Here is a 22,062-nt window from a genome sequence, read left to right as displayed (position 1 = left end):
TTTTGGAGCCAGCCGCCTAAGGTGGGACAGATGATTGGGGTGAAGTCGTAACAAGGTAGCCGTATCGGAAGGTGCGGCTGGATCACCTCCTTTCTAAGGAAGATTTACAAAACAAGTTGACACGTCGAAGTTTTGTTCAGTTTTGATGGTTCAACCATCAAAACTTTTTGTCTCTTACGAGATAAAAAAGGATTTGTTCTTTGAAAACTAGATAAAGATAAATTGATAGTCAAGAAATTACCGAGTATCGCCATTTTAGGTTTTAAACCTGATGTAACAACCAATTCGGTTAAGTTATGAAGGGCGCACGGTGGATGCCTTGGCACTAGGAGCCGACGAAGGACGGGACTAACACCGATATGCTTTGGGGAGCTGTAAGTGAGCTTTGATCCAGAGATTTCCGAATGGGGGAACCCATTGTTCGTAATGGAACAATATCCTTACTTGAATACATAGAGTATGGAAGGCAGACCCAGGGAACTGAAACATCTAAGTACCTGGAGGAAGAGAAAGCAATTGCGATTCCCTGAGTAGCGGCGAGCGAAACGGGATATAGCCCAAACCAAGAGGCTTGCCTCTTGGGGTTGTAGGACACTCTATACGGAGTTACAAAGGAATGAAGTAGACGAAGAAGTCTGGAAAGGCTCGTCAAAGAAGGTAACAACCCTGTAGTTGAAACTTCATTCCCTCTTGAGTGGATCCTGAGTACGGCGGGACACGTGAAATCCCGTCGGAAGCTGGGAGGACCATCTCCCAAGGCTAAATACTCCCTAGTGACCGATAGTGAACCAGTACCGTGAGGGAAAGGTGAAAAGCACCCCGGAAGGGGAGTGAAATAGAACCTGAAACCGTGTGCCTACAAGTAGTCAGAGCCCGTTAACGGGTGATGGCGTGCCTTTTGTAGAATGAACCGGCGAGTTACGATCCCATGCAAGGTTAAGTTGATAAGACGGAGCCGCAGCGAAAGCGAGTCTGAATAGGGCGAATTTAGTATGTGGTCGTAGACCCGAAACCAGGTGATCTACCCATGTCCAGGATGAAGTTCAGGTAACACTGAATGGAGGTCCGAACCCACGCACGTTGAAAAGTGCGGGGATGAGGTGTGGGTAGCGGAGAAATTCCAATCGAACTTGGAGATAGCTGGTTCTCTCCGAAATAGCTTTAGGGCTAGCCTCATGTGTAAGAGTCTTGGAGGTAGAGCACTGTTTGGACTAGGGGCCCTCATCGGGTTACCGAATTCAGACAAACTCCGAATGCCAAAGACTTATCCATGGGAGTCAGACTGCGAGTGATAAGATCCGTAGTCGAAAGGGAAACAGCCCAGACCACCAGCTAAGGTCCCAAAGTATACGTTAAGTGGAAAAGGATGTGGAGTTGCTTAGACAACCAGGATGTTGGCTTAGAAGCAGCCACCATTTAAAGAGTGCGTAATAGCTCACTGGTCGAGTGACTCTGCGCCGAAAATGTACCGGGGCTAAACGTATCACCGAAGCTGTGGATTGACACCTCTAGGTGTCAGTGGTAGGAGAGCGTTCTAAGGACTGCGAAGCTAGACCGTAAGGACTGGTGGAGTGCTTAGAAGTGAGAATGCCGGTATGAGTAGCGAAAGATGGGTGAGAATCCCATCCACCGAATGCCTAAGGTTTCCTGAGGAAGGCTCGTCCGCTCAGGGTTAGTCGGGACCTAAGTCGAGGCCGATAGGCGTAGACGATGGACAACAGGTTGATATTCCTGTACCACCTCTTTTCCGTTTGAGCAATGGGGGGACGCAGGAGGATAGGGTAAGCGCACTGCTGGATATGTGCGTCTAAGCAGTTAGGCTGATGATGAGGCAAATCCCATCATCGTGAAGGCTGAGCTGTGACAGCGAGCGAATTATAGTAGCGAAGTTCCTGATTCCACACTGCCAAGAAAAGCCTCTAGCGAGGAAAAAGGTGCCCGTACCGCAAACCGACACAGGTAGGCGAGGAGAGAATCCTAAGGTGAGCGAGAGAACTCTCGTTAAGGAACTCGGCAAAATGACCCCGTAACTTCGGGAGAAGGGGTGCTCTGGTAGGGTGCAAGCCCGAGAGAGCCGCAGTGAATAGGCCCAGGCGACTGTTTAGCAAAAACACAGGTCTCTGCGAAGCCGTAAGGCGAAGTATAGGGGCTGACGCCTGCCCGGTGCTGGAAGGTTAAGAGGAGTGCTTAGCGCAAGCGAAGGTGCGAATCGAAGCCCCAGTAAACGGCGGCCGTAACTATAACGGTCCTAAGGTAGCGAAATTCCTTGTCGGGTAAGTTCCGACCCGCACGAAAGGCGTAACGATCTGGGCACTGTCTCAACGAGAGACTCGGTGAAATTATAGTACCTGTGAAGATGCAGGTTACCCGCGACAGGACGGAAAGACCCCGTGGAGCTTTACTGTAGCCTGATATTGAATTTTGGTACAGCTTGTACAGGATAGGTAGGAGCCTTGGAAACCGGAGCGCTAGCTTCGGTGGAGGCATCGGTGGGATACTACCCTGGCTGTATTGAAATTCTAACCCGCGCCCCTTATCGGGGTGGGAGACAGTGTCAGGTGGGCAGTTTGACTGGGGCGGTCGCCTCCTAAAGAGTAACGGAGGCGCCCAAAGGTTCCCTCAGAATGGTTGGAAATCATTCGCAGAGTGTAAAGGCACAAGGGAGCTTGACTGCGAGACCTACAAGTCGAGCAGGGACGAAAGTCGGGCTTAGTGATCCGGTGGTTCCGCATGGAAGGGCCATCGCTCAACGGATAAAAGCTACCCCGGGGATAACAGGCTTATCTCCCCCAAGAGTCCACATCGACGGGGAGGTTTGGCACCTCGATGTCGGCTCATCGCATCCTGGGGCTGTAGTCGGTCCCAAGGGTTGGGCTGTTCGCCCATTAAAGCGGTACGCGAGCTGGGTTCAGAACGTCGTGAGACAGTTCGGTCCCTATCCGTCGTGGGCGCAGGAAATTTGAGAGGAGCTGTCCTTAGTACGAGAGGACCGGGATGGACGCACCGCTGGTGTACCAGTTGTCTTGCCAAAGGCATCGCTGGGTAGCTATGTGCGGAAGGGATAAGTGCTGAAAGCATCTAAGCATGAAGCCCCCCTCGAGATGAGATTTCCCATCACGTAAGTGAGTAAGATCCCTAGAAGATGACTAGGTAGATAGGTCAGAGATGGAAGCATGGCGACATGTGGAGTTGACTGATACTAATCGATCGAGGACTTAACCACATTATAAAGCGGAGGCGGCTTTAACAGAGACGACAAGCATTTCTGGGCAATCAGAAGAGGGTGCTTTTTACCCTCAGCTGATTGAACTGAAATGACCTCGAGTCTCTAGCCGCCAGAGCTGGATTACTATCTACTTGTAATAGTAGATACAACAATGGGTCGATATTCGGCTTTCTTGACATCAATTCTTTATCTAGTTTTGAAGGAACAATTCCTTCAATTGAATAGTCGTCTGGTGATAATGGCGAAGAGGTCACACCCGTTCCCATGCCGAACACGGAAGTTAAGCTCTTCAGCGCCGATGGTAGTTGGGGGATCTCCCCCTGTGAGAGTAGGACGTCGCCAGGCAAATAGGAAAAAGAGTAGCTCTTAGGAGTTACTCTTTTTGATTTGTCTTTTTTAGGAACAAAATGACTGCCTGTTGACGAAGAAGGGAACGAGGTGAGTAATGAGTACACTGCTGATGACGATGTAAAGAAAATTCGACATCTTGGCATGATTATTTGAAATGTCGCATGATAAATCACAACCCCGCATGAAAGACTCATATCCCGCACGATCATCATCAATCTGGCATGATTCCCCTCAAAACTCGCATGATCCCCTCCAAATTCTGCATGATTCTTAAATTTAACGAATAATCCCCTCCCCATTCCATCCTCTTACATTCGGAGAAGTTGACTTCTTCTTCTATAAGCTCTACGATAATAGTATATAGAGGTTTGATTCGAAAGGGTGGTACTCTTGCAGGGATCTGGCACTACGATTGATCAGTTTTTAACATGGCTTGAACATGAAGGAAAATCATCAAATACCATCTCGACTTACCATCAGGAGCTTAGGAAATATGAGAAGTGGCTTCAAGAGAATCACAGAGAACTAATGGATATTACTCATCGTGATGTTCAGGAGTATATTCTATTTTTAGAAGAGAAGGGGAAGAGTCCGATCACGACGGATAAAATTTTGGGAGTGATCCGTACTTTTTCTAAATTCCTAAAGAAACCTGATATTACGTTTGATATAAAAATCAAGCAAGGAACCAAAAAGGATGAAATAGAATCGCTCTCTAAAGAAGAGTGTGAGGCACTTTTAACAGAAGTACGAGAAAGTACAAATGAAAGAAATGTAGCGATTGTGTATATGCTGCTTCATACGGGTATACGGGTATCGGAGCTTTGTGCTCTTGATATAGCTGATATTGATTTGGAAACAAAGCAGGTAAGCATTTCGGATACTCATGGGGCTCATCGGATTATTCCTCTTTCGGAAGAGGTGGTGCAATCCCTTTCTGACTACATGGAGGCTGTCCAGCCACAGTCCGCGTTGTTCGTTTCAAAAACGAATGAGCGGTTAACCGAGAGATCGGTCCAGTATATGCTTAAAAAATATCACACCAATGCCCAAAAGCTGCGTCATACGTTTTGTCAGCATCTTATCGATCAAGGGGTCAGTCTGGAAATCGTATCTAAGCTCGCGGGTCACAGGGACATTAATGTGACGAAAAGATATGCGAAGTCACGGGTCTCTGAAACGGAATTTGAACATGCGATTAGACGGACTTTTTCAAAGGATTGTTGATGACTGATGAAGGATTTTTATAATAAAGCATTAGCTACCATTATCTCGCCTCTGTTTTTTGCCCTGTTTATGGGGTGGGCTTTGCATACGCCGATGGATGAAAGAGAATATGAGTGTTGTTATATGAATGTTAGTGAAGGGTTTGTCATGACAATCATGCCTGCCATATCCATTTATATTGTGTTTGGCCTATTAGGTGCCTATCTCGTTGATAAGGCGACGGATGCTCTCAAAATCAAGCGTTACCTGTATTTGTTCCAGTTATTGATGTACACGTTACTGGCCATTCTTCCCGGCATGTTTCTTGCACTTGCAACAGAGGGAATTGGATGGACATTGATTTTTACACTTTTTAGCGTTCCTGCTTCGCTTATTTACTATCATATCTTCCTCTTCCTTCACCACTTCGAAAAATGGAGAAATTCACGAAGAAACCTGCGGGAAGCATAAATGAGTTGGGAATTTCCGAAATCCGGAGATTCCTTTTTTATTGATCTGTAATTTGTCCCAACGATTAATGATATAATTGGTATTCTACTACTTGTTTTTAACCTATTGGGAGGACTTATGTTCACGTCTATACTATTATTATTCTCGGCACTTCTTTCCCTCGCTGGATGGGGAGTGTTTTCTCTCTATAAGATGAAAATTCATCCTGCCTTTATTCCTTTATTTCTATTTTCAGTTGTCACGACGGTACTGTTCTGTGCCGGGTTGATTCATCATATGCCATTGGCAGCGAATGTCATTTATTATTCAGGTTTAGTATTATGTTTGATTTATTTCATATTATTCTTTTTTAAGAAGATCCAGTTGCAGCGTTTGCTGCATCCTTCGCTTATATTTTTTTCCTTGGCTGTTCTGTTTGTCATGCTTTATATGAAAGGGTCACTTTTTTTAAACTATGATGATTTCAGTCATTGGGGGCTGGTGCTGAAGGAGATTGTAAGGCTTGATGGCCTGCCGGACGCCAGTACGCTGGTGACGTTTCAGAACTATCCGCCTGGAAGCGCCGTGTTCATATACTATTTCCTCCATCAATTGGGATTTCATGAAAGTGTAGCCCTGATGTCACAGGGATTCATGACGATGGCTGGCTTCACCGTTCTCTTCACATGGAGCTCAGGGAAAAAGCCATGGACAATCATCCTTCCATGGGTGATTGCCTTTACTTTCTTATTGGTGAATGCGAAAATCTTCTACAGTTTACTGGTGGATATTATTCTGGGGTCAGTGGCTTTGGCAATTCCTATCATCGCATATTATTACCGTAAAGATTGGAAGAGACTGTTGCTCGTGAATCTTCCGATTGTGATTTTATTAATTTTATTGAAAGATAGTGGAAAGATCTTTCTGCTATTTAACGGGATTGCTATGTTAGGGATCCTGATTGCCTCTCACCGGGAGGGAATTGTAAAGAGGATCGATATGGTCATGCCTTATGCTTCGCTCTTTCTACTGATGGTGATTCCTTTAGTGGTGAATGTGCTTTGGCACTCGTATACGTTGCAAGCGTATAGTGAGAGTTACGGAAATAATAAGTTTGCCATTACGGAAGAGAAGCTTCAGGATATCGAGAAGTCGGAGCACTTTATGGCAGGCTTCGAAGGAATGATGTTGGACGCGGCGTTGAATCCTTTGTCGTCGCCTCACGTCATGCTATTATTGGTGGTCAATCTGATTGCCATCCTGTTAATGGTACGAATGAAGCGCAAAACTCCTAATGAACTGGTGGCTTCGTTTGTTCTGTTTAATCTCTTTTATGTGCTGTATATGTGTTCCCTTTATTATATGTATGTCTTTCTGATGCCTGAGAATGAAGCATCAAGGCTTGCAGGCTTCAACCGCTATCAGTCGACCATCACCGTGTATGCAGGGGGCATGCTCATGACGATGGTTGCTTATGTATGGTCCAATTATGTGGAATCTTTTAAAAAGGTAACGGGCTTTCTCCTGGCAGTTTGTTTCTTCCTCCCCTACATGGGACATTTGGAAGTACTGGTGACGAGGCCTGAAGCACATGTAGAGCTTAGGGGTGCCGTGAAAGAGTACTCTTCTGTGATTAAAACCTCCGGGGTATCGAAACCGATGATTACCTATTATAGTCCCGGAAGTGCCGGGGATGGAGGGTATTTCAGCTATTTGATCCGGTATGAACACTTGTCGAAGAACTATTCTTTCATCAAGGGTGCCGAAACGGAAAGTCAACTCTCTTATTTGAAGGAAGTATTGATGAAATCGGATTTTCTGATGGTGCTCGAAGGTGACGAATATTTACAAGCTGGATTAGCCCCGTATACAGAAAATGAGATTTCCGAAGGTGTGTACCGTGTTAAGCATAAGAATGGGATGTTTGAATTGGTGCCGGAGCGTTAGTGACATGGAGTCTATCTATTGAATATGGATAGGCTCTTTTTTTAGAGGTTTTACTCATGTTGGAGTAATCCGGAATGAAACCAGTTATTTATACCTAATGAAAAAAGGGCATTCTATAAAAATGTTGAAAACAGCGGGAGCGAGTCACGTACTTAATTTTTATTCATAATAGTGTAATTTCCGGATCAGGTGTTCTTTCAGCTTTTCATCAAGACAATCTTTGGATCAGGGTGTAGTAGTAGGTGGCGAGAAACTTCTGGATCATCTTCATTACGATCTTCACTCCCCTTATACTTGATTTATTTATTTTCACCTATCAAGGGTCTCGAATATATAGGGATTGTTGTTTATTTTTATTACAAAATTTGCAGATGGAACGGTGGGATATGACATTTCTCCTCCAAAAGGATTGGTTTGCAGGTTTTGTCGATGGAAAGCAGGAGGAATATCCTACTGTTTCCGCCAATACCTATAATTGGATTGCCAAAATAGAGAGGAGAACCATTTTAAAAAAAAATCTGAAACGTTCTTTGAAAGTGTTAACCGGAGCAATGACGATGGCGTTAATGGTGGCACCGACGACTCTTGCTGAAGTGAAAGATGAGAAGGCGTATGTAGATTATCTGGCTTTGGGAGATTCGTTAGCGGCGGGGGTATTGTATGACAATTCCCTCGGTAAGGGATATCCCGATTTCCTTACAGATGAATTCAAGGAAGATGGGTTTCAGGTGGATTTTAACAAGAGCTTTGCGGTTCCGGGTTATACGTCTAAACAAGTCTTGGCGGACATACAGGATCCCACTAAAGGGTTGCAAAAAGAAATCATGGAAGCCGATACCATTACACTGGACGCCGGTGCCAATGACTTATTGCAGTTGATTGAACAGAAGGATGGCAGGATTTCCATAGATCCTGTGAAAGTGCAGGCCGCCCTGAAGGAAGTCGGGGTGAATATCGCCACCTCTTTAGGAATCATCCGTCAATTAAATCCTGACGTACCCGTGTATGTGATGGGATACTATAACGCATTCCCTTACTTGCCACAAGAAACCCAGGCACAATTAAAGCCTGCTTTAGATGGATTGAATCAAGCGATCCAGGCAGCGAGTGTGCAGGGTGGCGGAGTATTTATACCGGTTGAAGAAGCGATGGCCGATAACTTCCAGGTGAAACTGCCGAACCCGCAAAATGTCCACCCGAGTGAAGCGGGATATGAAGCCATGGCCGGGGAATTCTGGAAGGTCATGGAGCCCTTCAATGATACAGTGGGGAAATCCACGGCTCGTTTATTCGGTCAGGATCGTTACGGAACCGCGGCTGAAATCTCAGAAGAAAGCTGGGAGTCTGCCGGAACCGTCATCATTGCAAGAGGGAATGAGTACCCTGATGCCTTGGTCGGAACACCTCTTGCCTATCAATTGGAAGCACCGATTCTGTTGACGAATGGAGCGGGGTTATCCGATGAGACCGTAGAAGAAATTGGTCGTCTCGAAGCAGAGCAGGCCGTGATTCTTGGCGGAGAGGGAGCCGTGCCGGAGAAGATCGAGGCGGAGCTTGAAGATCTCGGACTCAACGTGGATCGAATCGGGGGAGATGACCGGTTCGAAACGGCCGCGTTCGTCGCGAATGAATTGGGATATTCAGATACGGCAGTGGTGGCTTATGGATATGACTTCCCTGATGCCCTGGCCGTTGCTCCATATGCAGCCCAGCACGGGTATCCTATTTTATTAACGGAGACCATGTCGGTTCCAGAAGCGACAGGATTCGCCCTTCAGGATGTCGAGAACACCTATGTGATCGGGGGAGGTGGCGTCATCAGTGAAGATTTAACCTTTAACAACGGAGAACGTTTGGCCGGTGACACGCGGTATGATACAGCCGCCTCCATCTATAAGGAGTTCCAGGGTCCTACCGACTATGCAGTAGTGGCCACAGGCCAGGATTTTGCTGATGCACTTACGGGGTCAGTCTTTGCCGCAATCAATGAAGTTCCTTTACTGCTGGTTAAAAAGGATGACTTGCCTCAGCAGACAAAAGGTTTGGTGATGGAAAACGGCTTGACGCACTTCATGGTATTAGGTGGAGAAGGTGCAGTTGAGAGTGGTGTGGTTGAAAAATTAGTGAAGTAGATTTAAACGTTAGAGTTCTGGACTATTTTTAAATGGTCCGGGGCTTTTTTATATTAAACGATCGTTTAACAGGCTGATCCATTGCTGTGAAAGGGTTGAATCCAACTAATCAAACGTTTGTTTAAGGAGAGAGATGACAGGGATGGCCACTCTTCAAGAAGGGGTTTTCATAGATATGTAGAACCTAATAGAAGAACTCTAAAACATAAAGAATATTCAAAAAATATTGACCGGACTACCAGGAAGTGATTAAATGAAAGTAGTTATTGGTTGGGTGACTGAACCATAAAGAAATGACTTAGAGGAGGAATTTAAATGAAAGCATTGATCACGGAGTTAATTTGGAGTGAAGGCGTTGAAGAGCTGAAGGATCAAGGATTTGAGGTTCACTATGATGAAAACCTGTGGACCGACAGAGAGAGGCTGCTTCAGGTCCTCCCTGAATACGATGCGGTGATTGTCAGGAACCAGACAATTGTAGACCAAGAATTGATGGAAGCGGGTACCCGCCTTAAGGCCATCGGGAGGCTCGGGGTCGGGTTGGATAATATTGATGTGAAACGGGCGAAAGAGAAGGGAATTCCGGTGGTGTTTGCCCGCCATGCCAATGCAACTTCCGTGGCAGAGTATGTACTCACGGCGATTCTGAGTGCATCTAGACCCCTTCATTTGGCAAGTGCCGATGTTCGGAATGGAGGGTGGAATCGAAAGAAATACACGGGTGGTGAGCTTTATCAGAAAACACTTGGATTGATCGGGCTCGGGGAAATATCCCATCGTGTGGCAAAGCGGGCCAATGCATTTGGCATGACAATCATCGGATATGACCCGTTCATTACAGAATATGATCATGTGGTTGCAGAAACGGGTGTACACGTAAAAGAAACCCTGGAGGAATTGTTGCTGGAATCCGATTTCATTTCCCTCCATGTCCCTCTGACTCCATCAACCGAGCATCTCCTTTCGACACCTGAATTAAATAGGATGAAACCTTCTTCTTATGTCATCAATACTTCAAGAGGGGGCATCATCGATGAACGGGCACTGGCTGCAGCCTTACAGAACCAACAGATTGCAGGAGCTTATCTGGATGTATTAGAACAGGAACCGATCCTGGACTCCCATCCTCTGCTTCTTTGTGAGAACGTCACCATTACACCTCACGTAGCCGGACTGACAGAAGATTCCCAGGTCCGTACTTCCTTTCTGGTGGCCAAGGAAATCGGGAAAGTACTAAAAGGAGAGCGTTCTCTCTGCACTGTGTAATTTGTCGAAAATAAATTCTGAAAATTTAAATAATCTCATTGACTAACAGATGGATAGATGGTTTAATAAAGATAGATTAAGTGGTTGGGTCACTCAACCAATTTAAAAGGAGGCAACATAATGAGTCACAATAGTCAGGTTACGGAAAGAAATGCTCAAGATTCAAAAGCGGTGAGCACTCATAAGTTTCTTATCCATCACAATGGTGATCACGTAGGAGTCGCCACATCACCGATTGCAGCAGGGGAAAAGGTGGTTGGGATTTTCATGGACGACAATTCAGAAGTGGAAGTCACCTCAAAAGGGGATGTTCCATTGGGCCACAAGATTTCATTGGTCTCTTTAGACAAGGATGAGCCAGTGCTGAAATATGGCGTTCAAATCGGTGTAACGACGGAAAAATGGGAAGTAGGAGACTACGTCCACACTCATAACATTAAAACGGCGAGGTGGTAAGGATGGAACAAACATTATACGGTTATCGCAGAGAAAATGGAAAAGTTGGAATTCGTAATCACGTCATTATTTTACCGGTGGATGATATTTCGAATGCGGCTTGTGAAGCAGTGGCCAGACAAGTTCAAGGTACATTGGCTTTGCCTCACGCATATGGACGACTTCAGTATGGACCTGATCTTGACCTGCATTTCAGAACCATGATCGGAACGGGCTCCAATCCTAATGTGGCGGCTGTGGTGGTCATTGGGATCGAAGAGAACTGGTCGAAGAAGATTGCTGACGGGATTGCTGAGACCGGGAAGCCAGTTTCGTACTTCTCTATTGAAGGAAACGGGGATTTAGAAACGATCCGTGCTGCTTCATGGAAAGCGAAGGAGTATGCTCAGTGGGCTTCGGAGCTTCAGAAAGAGCCTGTGGAACTGAAGGATTTAACTGTCAGTATCAAATGCGGTGAGTCTGATACGACGACAGGTCTTGGATCGTGCCCTACGGTGGCCCAGGCGGTTGACCGTCTGGTTGAAGCCGGTGCCACTGTATTCTTCGGGGAAACATCGGAATTGACAGGCGGGGAGCATCTCATCCGTGACCGTATGGCGACACCTGAATTACATGAGAAGTTCATGGCGGTCTACAATGACTATGTAGGTGAAATCGATTCAAAGGGAGTCGATTTATTAGGGTCCCAGCCTACCCAAGGTAATATTGCCGGAGGACTTTCTACCATTGAAGAGAAAGCACTTGGTAACATTGCCAAGACCGGTACGAAAGAGGTCATCGGCGTGTTGGATCCTGCCGAAGCACCGGCCAATGGCAACGGGCTGTATTTCATGGATACGTCCTCTGCAGCGGCAGAATGCATCACCCTGATGGCTGCCGGCGGAGCGGTCCTCCACCTTTTCCCGACAGGCCAGGGAAATATCATCGGTAACCCGATCGAGCCGGTTGTGAAAATCACGGCGAATCCGATTACGGCGGGTACGATGAGCGAACATATCGATGTGGATGTCCAAGGACTCCTCTCCCGTCAAATTTCCTTGGAGCAGGCCGGAGATCAGTTAATGGAAATGATCTGCCGTACGGTGAACGGACGACTCACTTGTGCAGAAGCGTTAGGTCATAAAGAGTTTGTTATGACGAAATTATATCGCAGTGCCTGATTCCTTACTCCCTGCACATTTTATGTGTGGGGAGTCCATGTTTATGGAGAGGACATTACGAATGAGAAGGAGCAGAAAATGACTACGTATGCCGAATCTGATTTACGACAATTTTGTAAAACGCTGTTAGAGGAAATGGGGATGATGGAGGACCATGCCGCAATCGTCTCAGAATCCCTTTTAAGAGCCAATTTAGAAGGGGTGGACAGTCATGGGATCAGCAGGCTGCCCATCTATGCAAAGCGCTTCAGCGATCAAAGGATCAATCTGACCCCATCCATTGTGATGGAGGAAAAAAGCCCGTCTGTCCTTATGGTGAACGGCGATAATGGGCTCGGTCATGTCATCAGCTATAAGGCGATCAAAAAAGGGATCGAGATGGCCAAACAGAGCGGTGTGACAGCCGTCGCGATTCGTAATAGCAATCACTTCGGGACAGCCTCTTACTTCTGCCAGCTGGCTTGTGAAGAGAACCTTGCCTGTATCGGTTTCACCAATTCGCCCCCTGGTATAGCCCCGTGGGGAGGGAAGGAAGCATTCTTCGGCACAAACCCTATGGCGTTCGGTTTTCCCACCGGGGATGATCAGCCTGTCATTATCGATTTATCCACAAGCATTGTCGCGAGGGGCAAAATCATTCTGGCGGAGAAACAGGGACAGACGATCCCGGATGGATGGGCATTCGATGAAAAAGGGGAGCCGACGAATGATCCGAAGGCGGCCCTGAATGGTTCTGTCCTGCCTTTAGGAGGAGCAAAGGGGTCGGCCCTGGCACTGGCGGTCGAAATCCTGACAGGCCTCATGACGGGGGCTGCGTTCGGACCTCACGTGAAGAGTATTTATGAGGATGAGGAACAGGGAAATGCGAATGTAGGGCACTTTTTCATCCTGATGGATATTGAGAAATTCATGAATGTGAATGTATTCTTTGAGTCTATCAAAAGCTTATTGGTCGAAATGAAGGACGTTCCGAAAGCACCGGGGAACGATGAAATCCGTTATCCCGGAGAAAGAAGGAAAAGGGAGCGGGATAAACGTCAGCAGGAGGGAGTCCAGTTATCCAAGAGTGTATTGGAGGAGCTGGAGTCATTGGGGAACCGGTTCGGAGTGGAATTCCCTTTGCCGCTCTCTTCTCAACAAGCCATCAACCGATAACCAAGAAAGCCAGCTTCCAGGGTGCGGAAGCTGGCTTTTTTGGTGACGTTAAATGGAATCGATATTTTCTTTAATGGAATGCTCTACGCTCTCTATATGCTCTTTCATATATTTCTGAGCCAGATTGATATTGTTCTGTTTCATGGCTTCCAGTATCCTCGCATGCTCCTGGACCGACTGGATGGCCCTGCCGGGGATCTGGATCGATTTGGTGCGTGATTCCGATAGTAGATCAATAAGGAAATTCATGATGCGGATGAGAACAATATTATTTGAATTGTTCGCTAATGTTAAATGGAATTTATGGTCAAGCTCCGCAAGCCTTTCATAATTCACTTCTCCGGCGCCGAGGGTCCCATTGGCTTCTTCCAGGATCTGTTCCAATTCACGGAATTGCTCCTCGTTGGAGTTCTCGATGGACCATTTCACCGTCCACTCCTCCAGTATCTTACGAACGCTGAAGAAATCATCGATCTGGTCGGAGGACACAAAGAAAGCTTCCGTCATTTTTTGAATCTGATGTTCAGGTGTTGCTACGAATACGCCAGTCCCGTGCTTCGCCGTGATATAGCCGTATGCTTCCAGGATCTTATATGCTTCCCTCACCGTATTCCGACTGACGGAAAGCTCGATTCCCATTTCCCGTTCCCCGGGGATTTTGTCTCCGACTTTGAATTCTCCATCTTGTATTTTCTTCTTTATGCTATCTGCCACTTGTTCAGATATGCCTTTTCGATTTAATTGCATATAATCGCCCCTATCCATTTGTGAAATGGTAGCTTCATCAGGTTGATCCAACCTTCTAAGATTTAAATATGATTGATTCCCGCCTGAATAGATACATGTCATGACAGGTATCTTTCTGTATATTCAGTGTACCATGTCGAGTGGCTCAACCTCTAGTGAAACATTCGGAGCCCTATAACTTAGTAAGGAGAAGGCCCAATAGTATCAAAGCAAAGGATCCAGCTACACCTGTGACCAGCACTTTGGAACTTAGTTTCTTGAATTCAGAGAAATTGACACTGAGGCCAAGACCGGCCATGGCCATGGATAATAGTAGAATACTTAATGCAATGAGCATTTTAGTCAATGCATCAGGAAGAAATCCCACGGTATTGATTAAGCACATGAATAGAAATCCGAAAATGAACCAGGGAACCGGTAAGTCTTTGAATGTCCGCTTTGGGGCAGGGCCATTACCGCTTTTTTTGGAAAATATGGAGCCCAGCACAATGGCAACAGGTATAAGAAGCGCGACTCTCCCCAGTTTAACAAGAATGGCTGTATCACTGCTGATGTCTCCTCCTGGGGCAGCCGCCGCGATCACGTGGGCCAGCTCATGCAGGGTGGAACCTGTCAACACACCGTATTCATACGGGGTGAAGCCGAGGACGGGATATAAAAACGTATAGAATATCGTCACGATCGTTCCCATGATGGCAATGAAGGCCACCGAAATAGCAGTCAGTTCTTTTTTGGCCCCTATAAGGGGTGCAACGGCGACTATGGCTGCAGCTCCGCAAACAGCCGTTCCGACCGCAATCAACGTTGAGAGATGGCGGTCAATGGATAGAAGTTTTCCAAGATACAACATGAAGACCAGTGTGAACACAATGACTGCAACATCAATGATCACAATCGAGAAGCCGGCGGAAAGGATCTGTTCAAAGTTTAATCGCAATCCCATGAGGATGATCCCGGCCCTCAGTAATATTTTGCTGCTGAAGGTGATCCCCGGGGCAGCATCAGCCGGAACGTTCATCAATCCTTTCCAGCTCATCCCGAGCAGTATGGAAATAATCATCACACCCATGACGGAGAAGATGGGGAAATCCGCTACAATTCCCGCGAGTAAAGCAAGTACTAAAGTTAAGATGACTCCTTTCATCCAACCCTTTTTCAGTCGAAGTGATTTACGCATCTTTCTGGATTCCAAGGAAATAGACGTTTCCTCCGTCTTTGCAGCTCCATTCGGACTCATTTTAAAACCCCCTTTAAATTCATAAAACTCACGAATGGTACAGTGACCCAACCAATATAATTCAATTAAACCACTTTTAACTTGTTCATTCAATGATTATTTTTTCTGTAAATTGTAAAAAAGTATTGATTTTTTAGAAAATTGAAAATAAAATAAGTGTTAGTGGTTGGGTGACCGTACCTGAAGTGAATAATGCTGATGTGTTCCCAAAGTCCCATTGTTTTGATTTAAGAAGAACTTGGCATGGATGGTTAAGAATACATAGCGTGGGTCACCCGTTGGAATAGAATGAGTCATGATGATGGCTATGGCATGACTTTCATTAGAGTGTTGCATCTAGAGTGTAATCATTTAAACTACAGAAATTTGTAAGGGCTTACATTTCGTTAGTAGGAGGGTGTTACATGAAAAAGTACGTGTTATTACTAACCATCATCATGATGATCCTGGTGAGTGGATGTTCGAACAAGGCAAAGGGAAATGAACGTTCGGCAGAATATGTGCTGAGGCTTGGTCATTTGCAGACAGAAACACATCCTTATCACAAAGGTGCGTTGAAATTCAAAGAACTGGTTGAAGAAAGATCAAATGGCAGGATTCAAATCGATATCTTCCCGAGCAGTCAGCTGGGGAACGGACGTGATCAAATCGAAGGCGCCCAGATTGGATCGATTCATTTCCACATAGGTTCTGTGGCTCCTGTCACCAACTTTGCACCGAAGTTCAATCTTCTTAATCTTCCATACCTCTTCGAAAGCAGGGAACATGCTTTCAAAGTGCTGGATGGCGAGATCGGAAAGGATATTGCCTCTGACCTGGAGAATAGGGGACTCATTAATCTCGGGTACATGGAAAACGGCTTGAGACATATGACGAATAACAAGAAGCCGATCAAGACCAGTGCCGATGCTGCGAATCTGAAGCTCCGCGTCCAAGAATCACCACCCTATATTTCTTTCATCAAAGCACTTGATTCCACTCCCGTCCCGATCCCGTTCGGGGAATTGTATACTGCTCTAGAGCAACATGTGGTGGACGGACAGGAAAATCCGCTGGCACAGATTTACCTCAATAAATTCAACGAAGTCCAAAAATACTTATCCTTGACTGCCCACAACTACGATGCAGCTGTATTCATCATGAGTAAAACAACCCATGACACCCTCCCGGAAGGTCTACAAGAAGTGGTCGATGAAGCTGCAAAAGAAGCCATCCAATATGAACGACAGGTAGCACTTGAAGACGAAGAGAAACTTCTCGAGGATTTAAAGAATACCGATATCCAAATCGAGGAGAATCCTGATCGAGAGTCATTCAGAAAAGCAGTTGAACCTGTTTATAAGGAGTTTGAAGCATCCATCGGAAAAGAGTTAATTGAGAAGATTGAAAGTCTACGGGAATAAAAGGGGGTTACACGATGAAACAGTTTGTCTTTCATTTGAGTAATAGAATGGATCGGTTCAGTCGATGGGTTATGATAGGATTCTTTATGATTGCATTTATCGCCACCGTTTATCAGGTGTTTTCCCGATTTGTTCTTCAAAGCACATTCTTAAATGAAGCTTTGCCTATGGTTGACTTTTCCGTCTTTAACTTGACGTGGGCGGAAGAACTCATTCGTTATTTATTTGTATGGATTGTATTCCTGGGAATCGGTATCGTGTACAAAGCAAGAGGTCATGCTCAAGTAGAAATCCTGCATCATTATTTATCTGAAAAATCAAAAAAGTATCTTCATTATTCTATGGAAGTCATAAACTCGATCCTGTTTCTTTTTCTCATTTTTTTTGGCGGAAGAATTCTGCAATATACGAAACTGCAGATCTCCCCGGCGATGGGGATCAACATGACCTTCATTTACGTTACCGTTCTGGTCAGCGCCGTAATCTGTCTGATCCACTCTATAAACAATATATATGATGTGAAAGAAGGGAACGTTGTCGTGAAAGACGCCATGAAGGTAGAAGAAGTCCAGCAGCAAACAAATATAAGTTAATGAAAAGGGGGAGATAGTATGACCGTTGCCTTAGTCGCTCTTGGTGTGTTGTTTCTATTAATGCTGATCGGAGTCCCGATCGCCATTTCTCTCATCTGGGCTTCCGTAGCCGGATTCCTTGCGAGTATTTATTATGTTCCACTGGAAGTCATTCCTCAAAGGTTGATCACATCGACGGATTCATTTCCACTGTTGGCCATTCCCTTCTTTATGCTGACGGGTGAATTCATGATGTCCGGAAGCATGGGACGGAGGATTGCGGCCTTTGCCTTTGCGACGGTCGGCTGGATTCGTGCAGGCTTGGCCCAGGTATCCACGTTGACGAGTATGTTTTTTGCGGGAATCTCAGGTTCAGGGGCTGCTGATACGGCTGCAGTCGGAAAGATGATGATCCCCATGATGGAGCAGAAAGGGTATGACAAAGGCTTTGCGGCTGCTACGGTGGCAAGTGCAGGTACGATTGCGGTTGTCATTCCCCCTTCCATTCCCATGATCGTATATGGAGTGACCGCGGGGGTATCGATCGGGGATCTGTTCACCGCAGGGATTGTCCCGGGAATCCTCATCGGTCTTTCCATCATGATGTTGAATTATTGGATCACAAGAAAGAATAACTATTCCGAAGAAGCAGGGAAGTTTGAGTTCACTACATTCAGGCGTACATTGGTTGAAGGGGCACTGGCCCTGGTCCTGCCGCTGATCATCATTTTTGGGATCCGTGGAGGGATCTTTACTCCGACCGAAGCCGGGGCTGCAGCTGCAGCATATGCATTCATTATTAATAAATTCGTATATAAAGATATGGATTGGAAGGACATACCCGAATCATTCCTGAGAGCGGGCAAGATGACAGCGATGGTCGTTTTCATCATCGCTGCCGCGAACTTATTCGGGTGGCTATTGACGGCAGAACAGATTCCCCAGCAACTGACCCTGCTTGTGACCAGCATCTCAGATAATAAGTTACTCATCTTACTTATGTTCAATATCATTTTCTTCATCGCAGGTTGCTTCCTGAACGCTTCTGCCGCGATTACGATTTTGACACCTTTGCTTCTGCCAATAGCCATGGGAGTAGGGATCGACCCCGTATTCTTCGGAGTCGTCATGGTTGTGAATCTTTCCATCGGGTTGATCACACCTCCAGTCGGACTGGACCTCTTTATCGTAAAAGGAATCGCAGATGTTTCCTACGATAAACTAATCCGGGCCGTCACACCATTCATTGTCGTCATGGTATTCGATCTTTTACTCATCACCTACTTCCCGGCACTGTCCATGTTCCTGACCAGGATATAGGGACGGACCTCTATAATGGAAAGAGCCAGTCACTGTTCAATGAACCGTGGCTGGCTCTTTATTTTTTTGATAAGGTTTACGACCTATCAATAACTATATTTTCCTTTATATATAAAAAATTTCCAATTTACACTTTCTGTGGTTTAATAGATTTTGTAGTTTATTTTTTAATAAGTGGAGGTTCTAATGAAAAGGAAGATTTGTAGTTTAGTAGCTTTGGTTTTCTTTTTTTCGCTTATCCTCAGCCAGTTTTCCGTGATGGAAGTGGGGGCGGAAGAGTCCGGTGTACCGAATGAGGAAGGGACGTTGACGATCGGGAACCCTGTCGATGGGGAATTCGATGCATCCGAGGCCGTTCATTGGTATAAGGTCGATCCTTCTGAAAGAGAGATCGCCGACTACACTCATTTACGGGTAAAGCTTCAGTCTGAAAGTGAAGTGAACGTTACGATTTATTCAAGTTTGGAAAATGCCATCGACAATCGTGCTTTTGACCGTTATATGAGTTACTCCTATGAAAACGAACCAGCGATCATCGACTTCCCGATCTCATGGATGGGTCCTTATTACATTAAGATTGAATCGTATGGTATGGAAGAAGAGTATGCAGAGTTCGAAGAAGAAATGGAAGATATGGTGACTCCGTACACAATCAGTTATGATGGCGTGACGCTGCCTCCATCTGACGAAGCCATCGCTGAGGAGTGTCCTGCGGAGTTGAGTACGAAAGAAAGAGAAAATGGAAAGAGTATTTTAAGAGATTTACGTACCGTTCGTGAAACGGTTTTAGCGAAAACGGAGAATGGCCAAGATCTATCGGCTCTTTATTATAAAGCCGCTCCTTTCATCAGTTCGAAAATGATCTTCAGCAAAACGCTGCGTGATAATGTTTACCGTGATCTTGTTCAATTAAAGGACTTGTTTGCCGATGTAGCAACGAATGGAAGCGACAGTTCCTATAAAGTCTCGAAGGAAGACGAGAAAGCGATAAATAATCTTTACAACCATGCACTTGACTCGACTCCAGAGTTCCTCCAGGAGAAAATCGAAAGCACAGGTGAAAACGTCGGGATTTCGAACCTGACGAATAAGACCGTTTCTTCGATTCTGGCGAAAGCGGGACTTTCCCCTACTAAGACAGCAGATGAAGAAACGCGCTTGATTGTGAAACTGAAAGATAAAAAGGCTGCAGCAACGATCCAGGGGAAAACGAAATCAATGGATGTGGAATCGGTTTCTCCATTAAAGTCGAAGGATGCGTTCTTCTCAAATATGTATGTAGTAGAAGGAACGGCATCTGCCACTTCATTAAAAGCTGCTTCAAAAGAGATTTCAGAGCTTGATGAAGTAGAGTTCGTTGAACCGGTCCAGCAGTATAAGGCTTTATCAACAGATGTTCAATATCCTTACCAGTGGTCCCTTGATAATAAAGGGGAAAACGGTGGGACACCAGATGCCGATATTCAATACGAAGAGCTTCAAGAGCTTCTTAAGGATAAAAAGCTTAAGGATACGGTCATTGCAGTAGTCGATACTGGAGTGGATCATACCCTTGCCGATTTAAGCAATGTTGTCCTGGAAAATGACGGCTATAATTTTGTAGGACGCAATTCGGATGCGATGGATGACCACGGTCATGGCACACATGTATCGGGCATTATCGCAGCAGAGGCGAATGATCACTATTCCATGGCAGGAATCAACTCTCATGCGAAGATTCTTCCTGTCAAAGTACTTGATGCTTCAGGAAGCGGTGATACAGAGCAAATCGCTTATGGAATCAAATATGCCGTCGATCACGGAGCACAGGTCATTAATTTAAGTCTTGGCGGTTCCTACAGCCGTGTCATCGAGTATGCGCTGAAATATGCCCATGACCATGGGGTGACCGTCGTAGCAGCAACCGGTAATGACGGGATGGAAGGGATTTCTTACCCCGGCTCATCAAAATATGTCGTGTCTGTCGGGGCGACGAATAATATGGACCTTGTCTCGGACTACTCAAACTTTGGAAATGGAATCGACCTTGTGGCACCGGGGACGAATATCCCCAGCCTTGTTCCCGATGGAAATGTGACGTATATGAGTGGAACGTCCATGGCGACGCCTCATGTGGCGGCAGTAGCCGGTTTGCTGCTATCCCATGATGACGGGTTGACCCCTGCTCAATTAGAAAGGGTATTAACAAGGACAGCCTTTGATATTTCATTCAGTGAAGAAGATAACCCTGGTGATGGCTACTATTACGAAGATGAATATCCATACCCTGCAGAAATGGTCCTTCCGGGATATAATACTGTATCCGGCTGGGGAAGACTGGATGCTTTAGGTGCCGTGACAGGGATCGCTCAAGCGAATATTGGCACGGAACGGATCTGCGGAAGCGATCGTTATGAAACGGCCGTGAAGATTTCAGGTGAAGGCTGGGACCAATCCGATGTAGCGGTCATTGCGACGGGACGTAATTATCCGGATGCATTAAGCGCCACACCGCTTGCTTATCACCACGATGCACCATTACTCTTAACCAATACATCAACCCTTCCTAAGTCGGTGAAGGACGAACTGAAGCGCCTGAAAGTGAAGAAGGTGATACTGGTTGGAGGGAAATCGGTCATTACGGAAAATGTCGAGAAAGAAGTGAAAGATTTAGGTATCAAGACGGTTTCTCGCATCAGTGGAGCCGACCGTTACGAAACGTCCGTGAAAATCGCTGAACAATTAGGCTTCACGGATCGGGCAGTCGTGGCAACCGGCCAAAGCTTCGCGGACGCCCTTTCCATTGCCCCGATCGCGGCTACATTGGAAATGCCGATATTATTAACCACGAAGAACGGAACACCTGATTCTGTTCAGAGTTATATTGAAGAAAGCATGTTTGAGCAGTTCTATGTCATCGGAGGTGAATCGGCCATTCCGGAAATGGTAGCTGAAGAGTTCAAGAACTATGAACGACTAAGTGGAAGTGACCGTTATGAAACGAATAGCAGCATTATCAGCTATTTCGCCGGGCAATTGAACATGACAACACCTTTCATCGCAACCGGCAAGAACTATCCGGACGCCCTTGCCGGTTCAGCCCTGGCAGCAGTAGAAGGAAATCCCGTTGTACTGACTCATCCAAAAGAGCCACAGTTTACAACGATGGATACCCTTGCTATGTTCGCTCCCGTTACGGATCAGTATTTTATCCTCGGTGGAGAAGGAGCCATCTCTGATTTGGTGGTTGAATCACTTTTAGCGCAATAAAATTAGTAATCCTCCATTTGATATCTTCATGTATCAATTGGAGGGTTTTTTTGCCTGCGTGAGCATTCTTTCGACACTATCTCCCAGGAAATATTCCATTTCCACAAATTATGAGATTTTTCTCAAAAAAACCCAAATAGAAATGGAAATATTTCGGTAATAGTATATAATAGTAATAAAGTCTC

14 protein-coding genes and 3 rRNA genes (1 of these 17 running past the window's edge) are annotated in these 22,062 nt (G+C 45.8%); 15 read left to right on the top strand and 2 right to left on the bottom strand.

What is annotated here, in order from left to right; genetic code table 11:
- From AC0VXY_RS20180 to AC0VXY_RS20130, 11 genes are all read left to right on the top strand, one after another.
- A 16S ribosomal RNA gene (locus AC0VXY_RS20180) occupies positions 1-93 on the top strand (it extends 1,459 nt beyond the left edge of the window).
- Positions 94-287: 194 nt separating this feature from the next.
- Positions 288-3,223, top strand: a 23S ribosomal RNA gene (locus AC0VXY_RS20175).
- Between the two features lie 231 nt (positions 3,224-3,454).
- Positions 3,455-3,571 (top strand): 5S ribosomal RNA (rrf, locus tag AC0VXY_RS20170).
- Together the 16S, 23S and 5S rRNA genes form the textbook arrangement of a ribosomal RNA operon.
- 396 nt (positions 3,572-3,967) lie before the next feature.
- Positions 3,968-4,804, top strand: coding sequence for a tyrosine-type recombinase/integrase (locus tag AC0VXY_RS20165; protein WP_475526332.1), 837 nt, complete (start codon positions 3,968-3,970; stop codon positions 4,802-4,804).
- Between the two features lie 123 nt (positions 4,805-4,927).
- Entirely contained in the window at positions 4,928-5,254 is a 327-nt protein-coding gene (locus AC0VXY_RS20160) for a hypothetical protein (RefSeq protein WP_475526331.1), read from the top strand.
- 117 nt (positions 5,255-5,371) lie between these two features.
- Positions 5,372-7,180 (top strand): hypothetical protein, encoded by a 1,809-nt coding sequence (locus AC0VXY_RS20155; RefSeq protein ID WP_475526330.1) that lies wholly within the window; start codon positions 5,372-5,374, stop codon positions 7,178-7,180.
- A 371-nt stretch (positions 7,181-7,551) separates the two neighbouring features.
- Entirely contained in the window at positions 7,552-9,312 is a 1,761-nt protein-coding gene (locus AC0VXY_RS20150) for a cell wall-binding repeat-containing protein (RefSeq protein WP_475526329.1), read from the top strand.
- Between the two features lie 315 nt (positions 9,313-9,627).
- Positions 9,628-10,578: a hydroxyacid dehydrogenase gene (locus AC0VXY_RS20145; protein ID WP_475526328.1), complete on the top strand. Its 951-nt coding sequence runs from the start codon at positions 9,628-9,630 to the stop codon at positions 10,576-10,578.
- A 120-nt stretch (positions 10,579-10,698) separates the two neighbouring features.
- Positions 10,699-11,034, top strand: a complete 336-nt coding sequence (locus AC0VXY_RS20140) for a UxaA family hydrolase (protein ID WP_261749499.1) — start codon at positions 10,699-10,701, stop codon at positions 11,032-11,034.
- A gap of 2 nt (positions 11,035-11,036) precedes the next feature.
- Positions 11,037-12,194 carry a UxaA family hydrolase gene (locus AC0VXY_RS20135; RefSeq protein ID WP_261749500.1) on the top strand — a complete coding sequence of 386 codons (1,158 nt, stop codon included), beginning with the start codon at positions 11,037-11,039 and terminating at the stop codon, positions 12,192-12,194.
- A gap of 78 nt (positions 12,195-12,272) precedes the next feature.
- On the top strand, positions 12,273-13,349 hold the full coding sequence (locus tag AC0VXY_RS20130) for an Ldh family oxidoreductase (protein WP_475526327.1): 1,077 nt from the start codon (positions 12,273-12,275) through the stop codon (positions 13,347-13,349).
- Positions 13,350-13,397: 48 nt separating this feature from the next.
- Here the strand turns inward: AC0VXY_RS20130 and AC0VXY_RS20125 are convergent, their stop codons facing one another.
- Together AC0VXY_RS20125 and AC0VXY_RS20120 are read right to left on the bottom strand one after the other, a co-directional pair.
- Positions 13,398-14,096, bottom strand: a complete 699-nt coding sequence (locus AC0VXY_RS20125; RefSeq protein ID WP_475526326.1) for a FadR/GntR family transcriptional regulator — start codon at positions 14,094-14,096, stop codon at positions 13,398-13,400.
- A 172-nt stretch (positions 14,097-14,268) separates the two neighbouring features.
- Positions 14,269-15,333 carry a YeiH family protein gene (locus AC0VXY_RS20120; protein ID WP_475526325.1) on the bottom strand — a complete coding sequence of 355 codons (1,065 nt, stop codon included), beginning with the start codon at positions 15,331-15,333 and terminating at the stop codon, positions 14,269-14,271.
- Between the two features lie 404 nt (positions 15,334-15,737).
- On the opposite strand from AC0VXY_RS20120, the gene AC0VXY_RS20115 reads away from it, so the two are divergent.
- From AC0VXY_RS20115 to AC0VXY_RS20100, 4 genes are all read left to right on the top strand, one after another.
- Positions 15,738-16,736 carry a TRAP transporter substrate-binding protein gene (locus AC0VXY_RS20115; protein ID WP_475526324.1) on the top strand — a complete coding sequence of 333 codons (999 nt, stop codon included), beginning with the start codon at positions 15,738-15,740 and terminating at the stop codon, positions 16,734-16,736.
- 14 nt (positions 16,737-16,750) lie between these two features.
- Entirely contained in the window at positions 16,751-17,329 is a 579-nt protein-coding gene (locus AC0VXY_RS20110) for a TRAP transporter small permease (protein WP_475526323.1), read from the top strand.
- 18 nt (positions 17,330-17,347) lie between these two features.
- Positions 17,348-18,628 carry a TRAP transporter large permease gene (locus AC0VXY_RS20105; RefSeq protein ID WP_475526322.1) on the top strand — a complete coding sequence of 427 codons (1,281 nt, stop codon included), beginning with the start codon at positions 17,348-17,350 and terminating at the stop codon, positions 18,626-18,628.
- Positions 18,629-18,814: 186 nt separating this feature from the next.
- The gene (locus tag AC0VXY_RS20100; protein WP_475526321.1) at positions 18,815-21,877 is read left to right on the top strand and encodes a cell wall-binding repeat-containing protein; all 3,063 of its coding nucleotides are present in this window, start codon (positions 18,815-18,817) and stop codon (positions 21,875-21,877) included.
- Positions 21,878-22,062 lie beyond the last annotated feature (185 nt).

This window comes from Rossellomorea sp. QJM3NY_18, from assembly GCF_056173145.1.
Note: the sequence above shows the minus strand (reverse complement) of the source record. Positions and strands in the feature narration are given on the sequence as shown.

Bases quoted from the DNA above. Each gene is read 5' to 3' on its own strand.
- AC0VXY_RS20160 (WP_475526331.1), top strand. From the start codon at position 4,928: ATGAATGTTAGTGAAGGGTTTGTCATGACAATCATGCCTGCCATATCC.
- AC0VXY_RS20120 (WP_475526325.1), bottom strand. From the start codon at position 15,333: ATGAGTCCGAATGGAGCTGCAAAGACGGAGGAAACGTCTATTTCCTTG.
- AC0VXY_RS20130 (WP_475526327.1), top strand. From the start codon at position 12,273: ATGACTACGTATGCCGAATCTGATTTACGACAATTTTGTAAAACGCTG.
- AC0VXY_RS20140 (WP_261749499.1), top strand. From the start codon at position 10,699: ATGAGTCACAATAGTCAGGTTACGGAAAGAAATGCTCAAGATTCAAAA.
- AC0VXY_RS20125 (WP_475526326.1), bottom strand. From the start codon at position 14,096: ATGCAATTAAATCGAAAAGGCATATCTGAACAAGTGGCAGATAGCATA.
- AC0VXY_RS20115 (WP_475526324.1), top strand. From the start codon at position 15,738: ATGAAAAAGTACGTGTTATTACTAACCATCATCATGATGATCCTGGTG.
- AC0VXY_RS20145 (WP_475526328.1), top strand. From the start codon at position 9,628: ATGAAAGCATTGATCACGGAGTTAATTTGGAGTGAAGGCGTTGAAGAG.
- AC0VXY_RS20100 (WP_475526321.1), top strand. From the start codon at position 18,815: ATGAAAAGGAAGATTTGTAGTTTAGTAGCTTTGGTTTTCTTTTTTTCG.
- AC0VXY_RS20150 (WP_475526329.1), top strand. From the start codon at position 7,552: ATGGAACGGTGGGATATGACATTTCTCCTCCAAAAGGATTGGTTTGCA.
- AC0VXY_RS20105 (WP_475526322.1), top strand. From the start codon at position 17,348: ATGACCGTTGCCTTAGTCGCTCTTGGTGTGTTGTTTCTATTAATGCTG.
- AC0VXY_RS20110 (WP_475526323.1), top strand. From the start codon at position 16,751: ATGAAACAGTTTGTCTTTCATTTGAGTAATAGAATGGATCGGTTCAGT.
- AC0VXY_RS20135 (WP_261749500.1), top strand. From the start codon at position 11,037: ATGGAACAAACATTATACGGTTATCGCAGAGAAAATGGAAAAGTTGGA.
- AC0VXY_RS20155 (WP_475526330.1), top strand. From the start codon at position 5,372: ATGTTCACGTCTATACTATTATTATTCTCGGCACTTCTTTCCCTCGCT.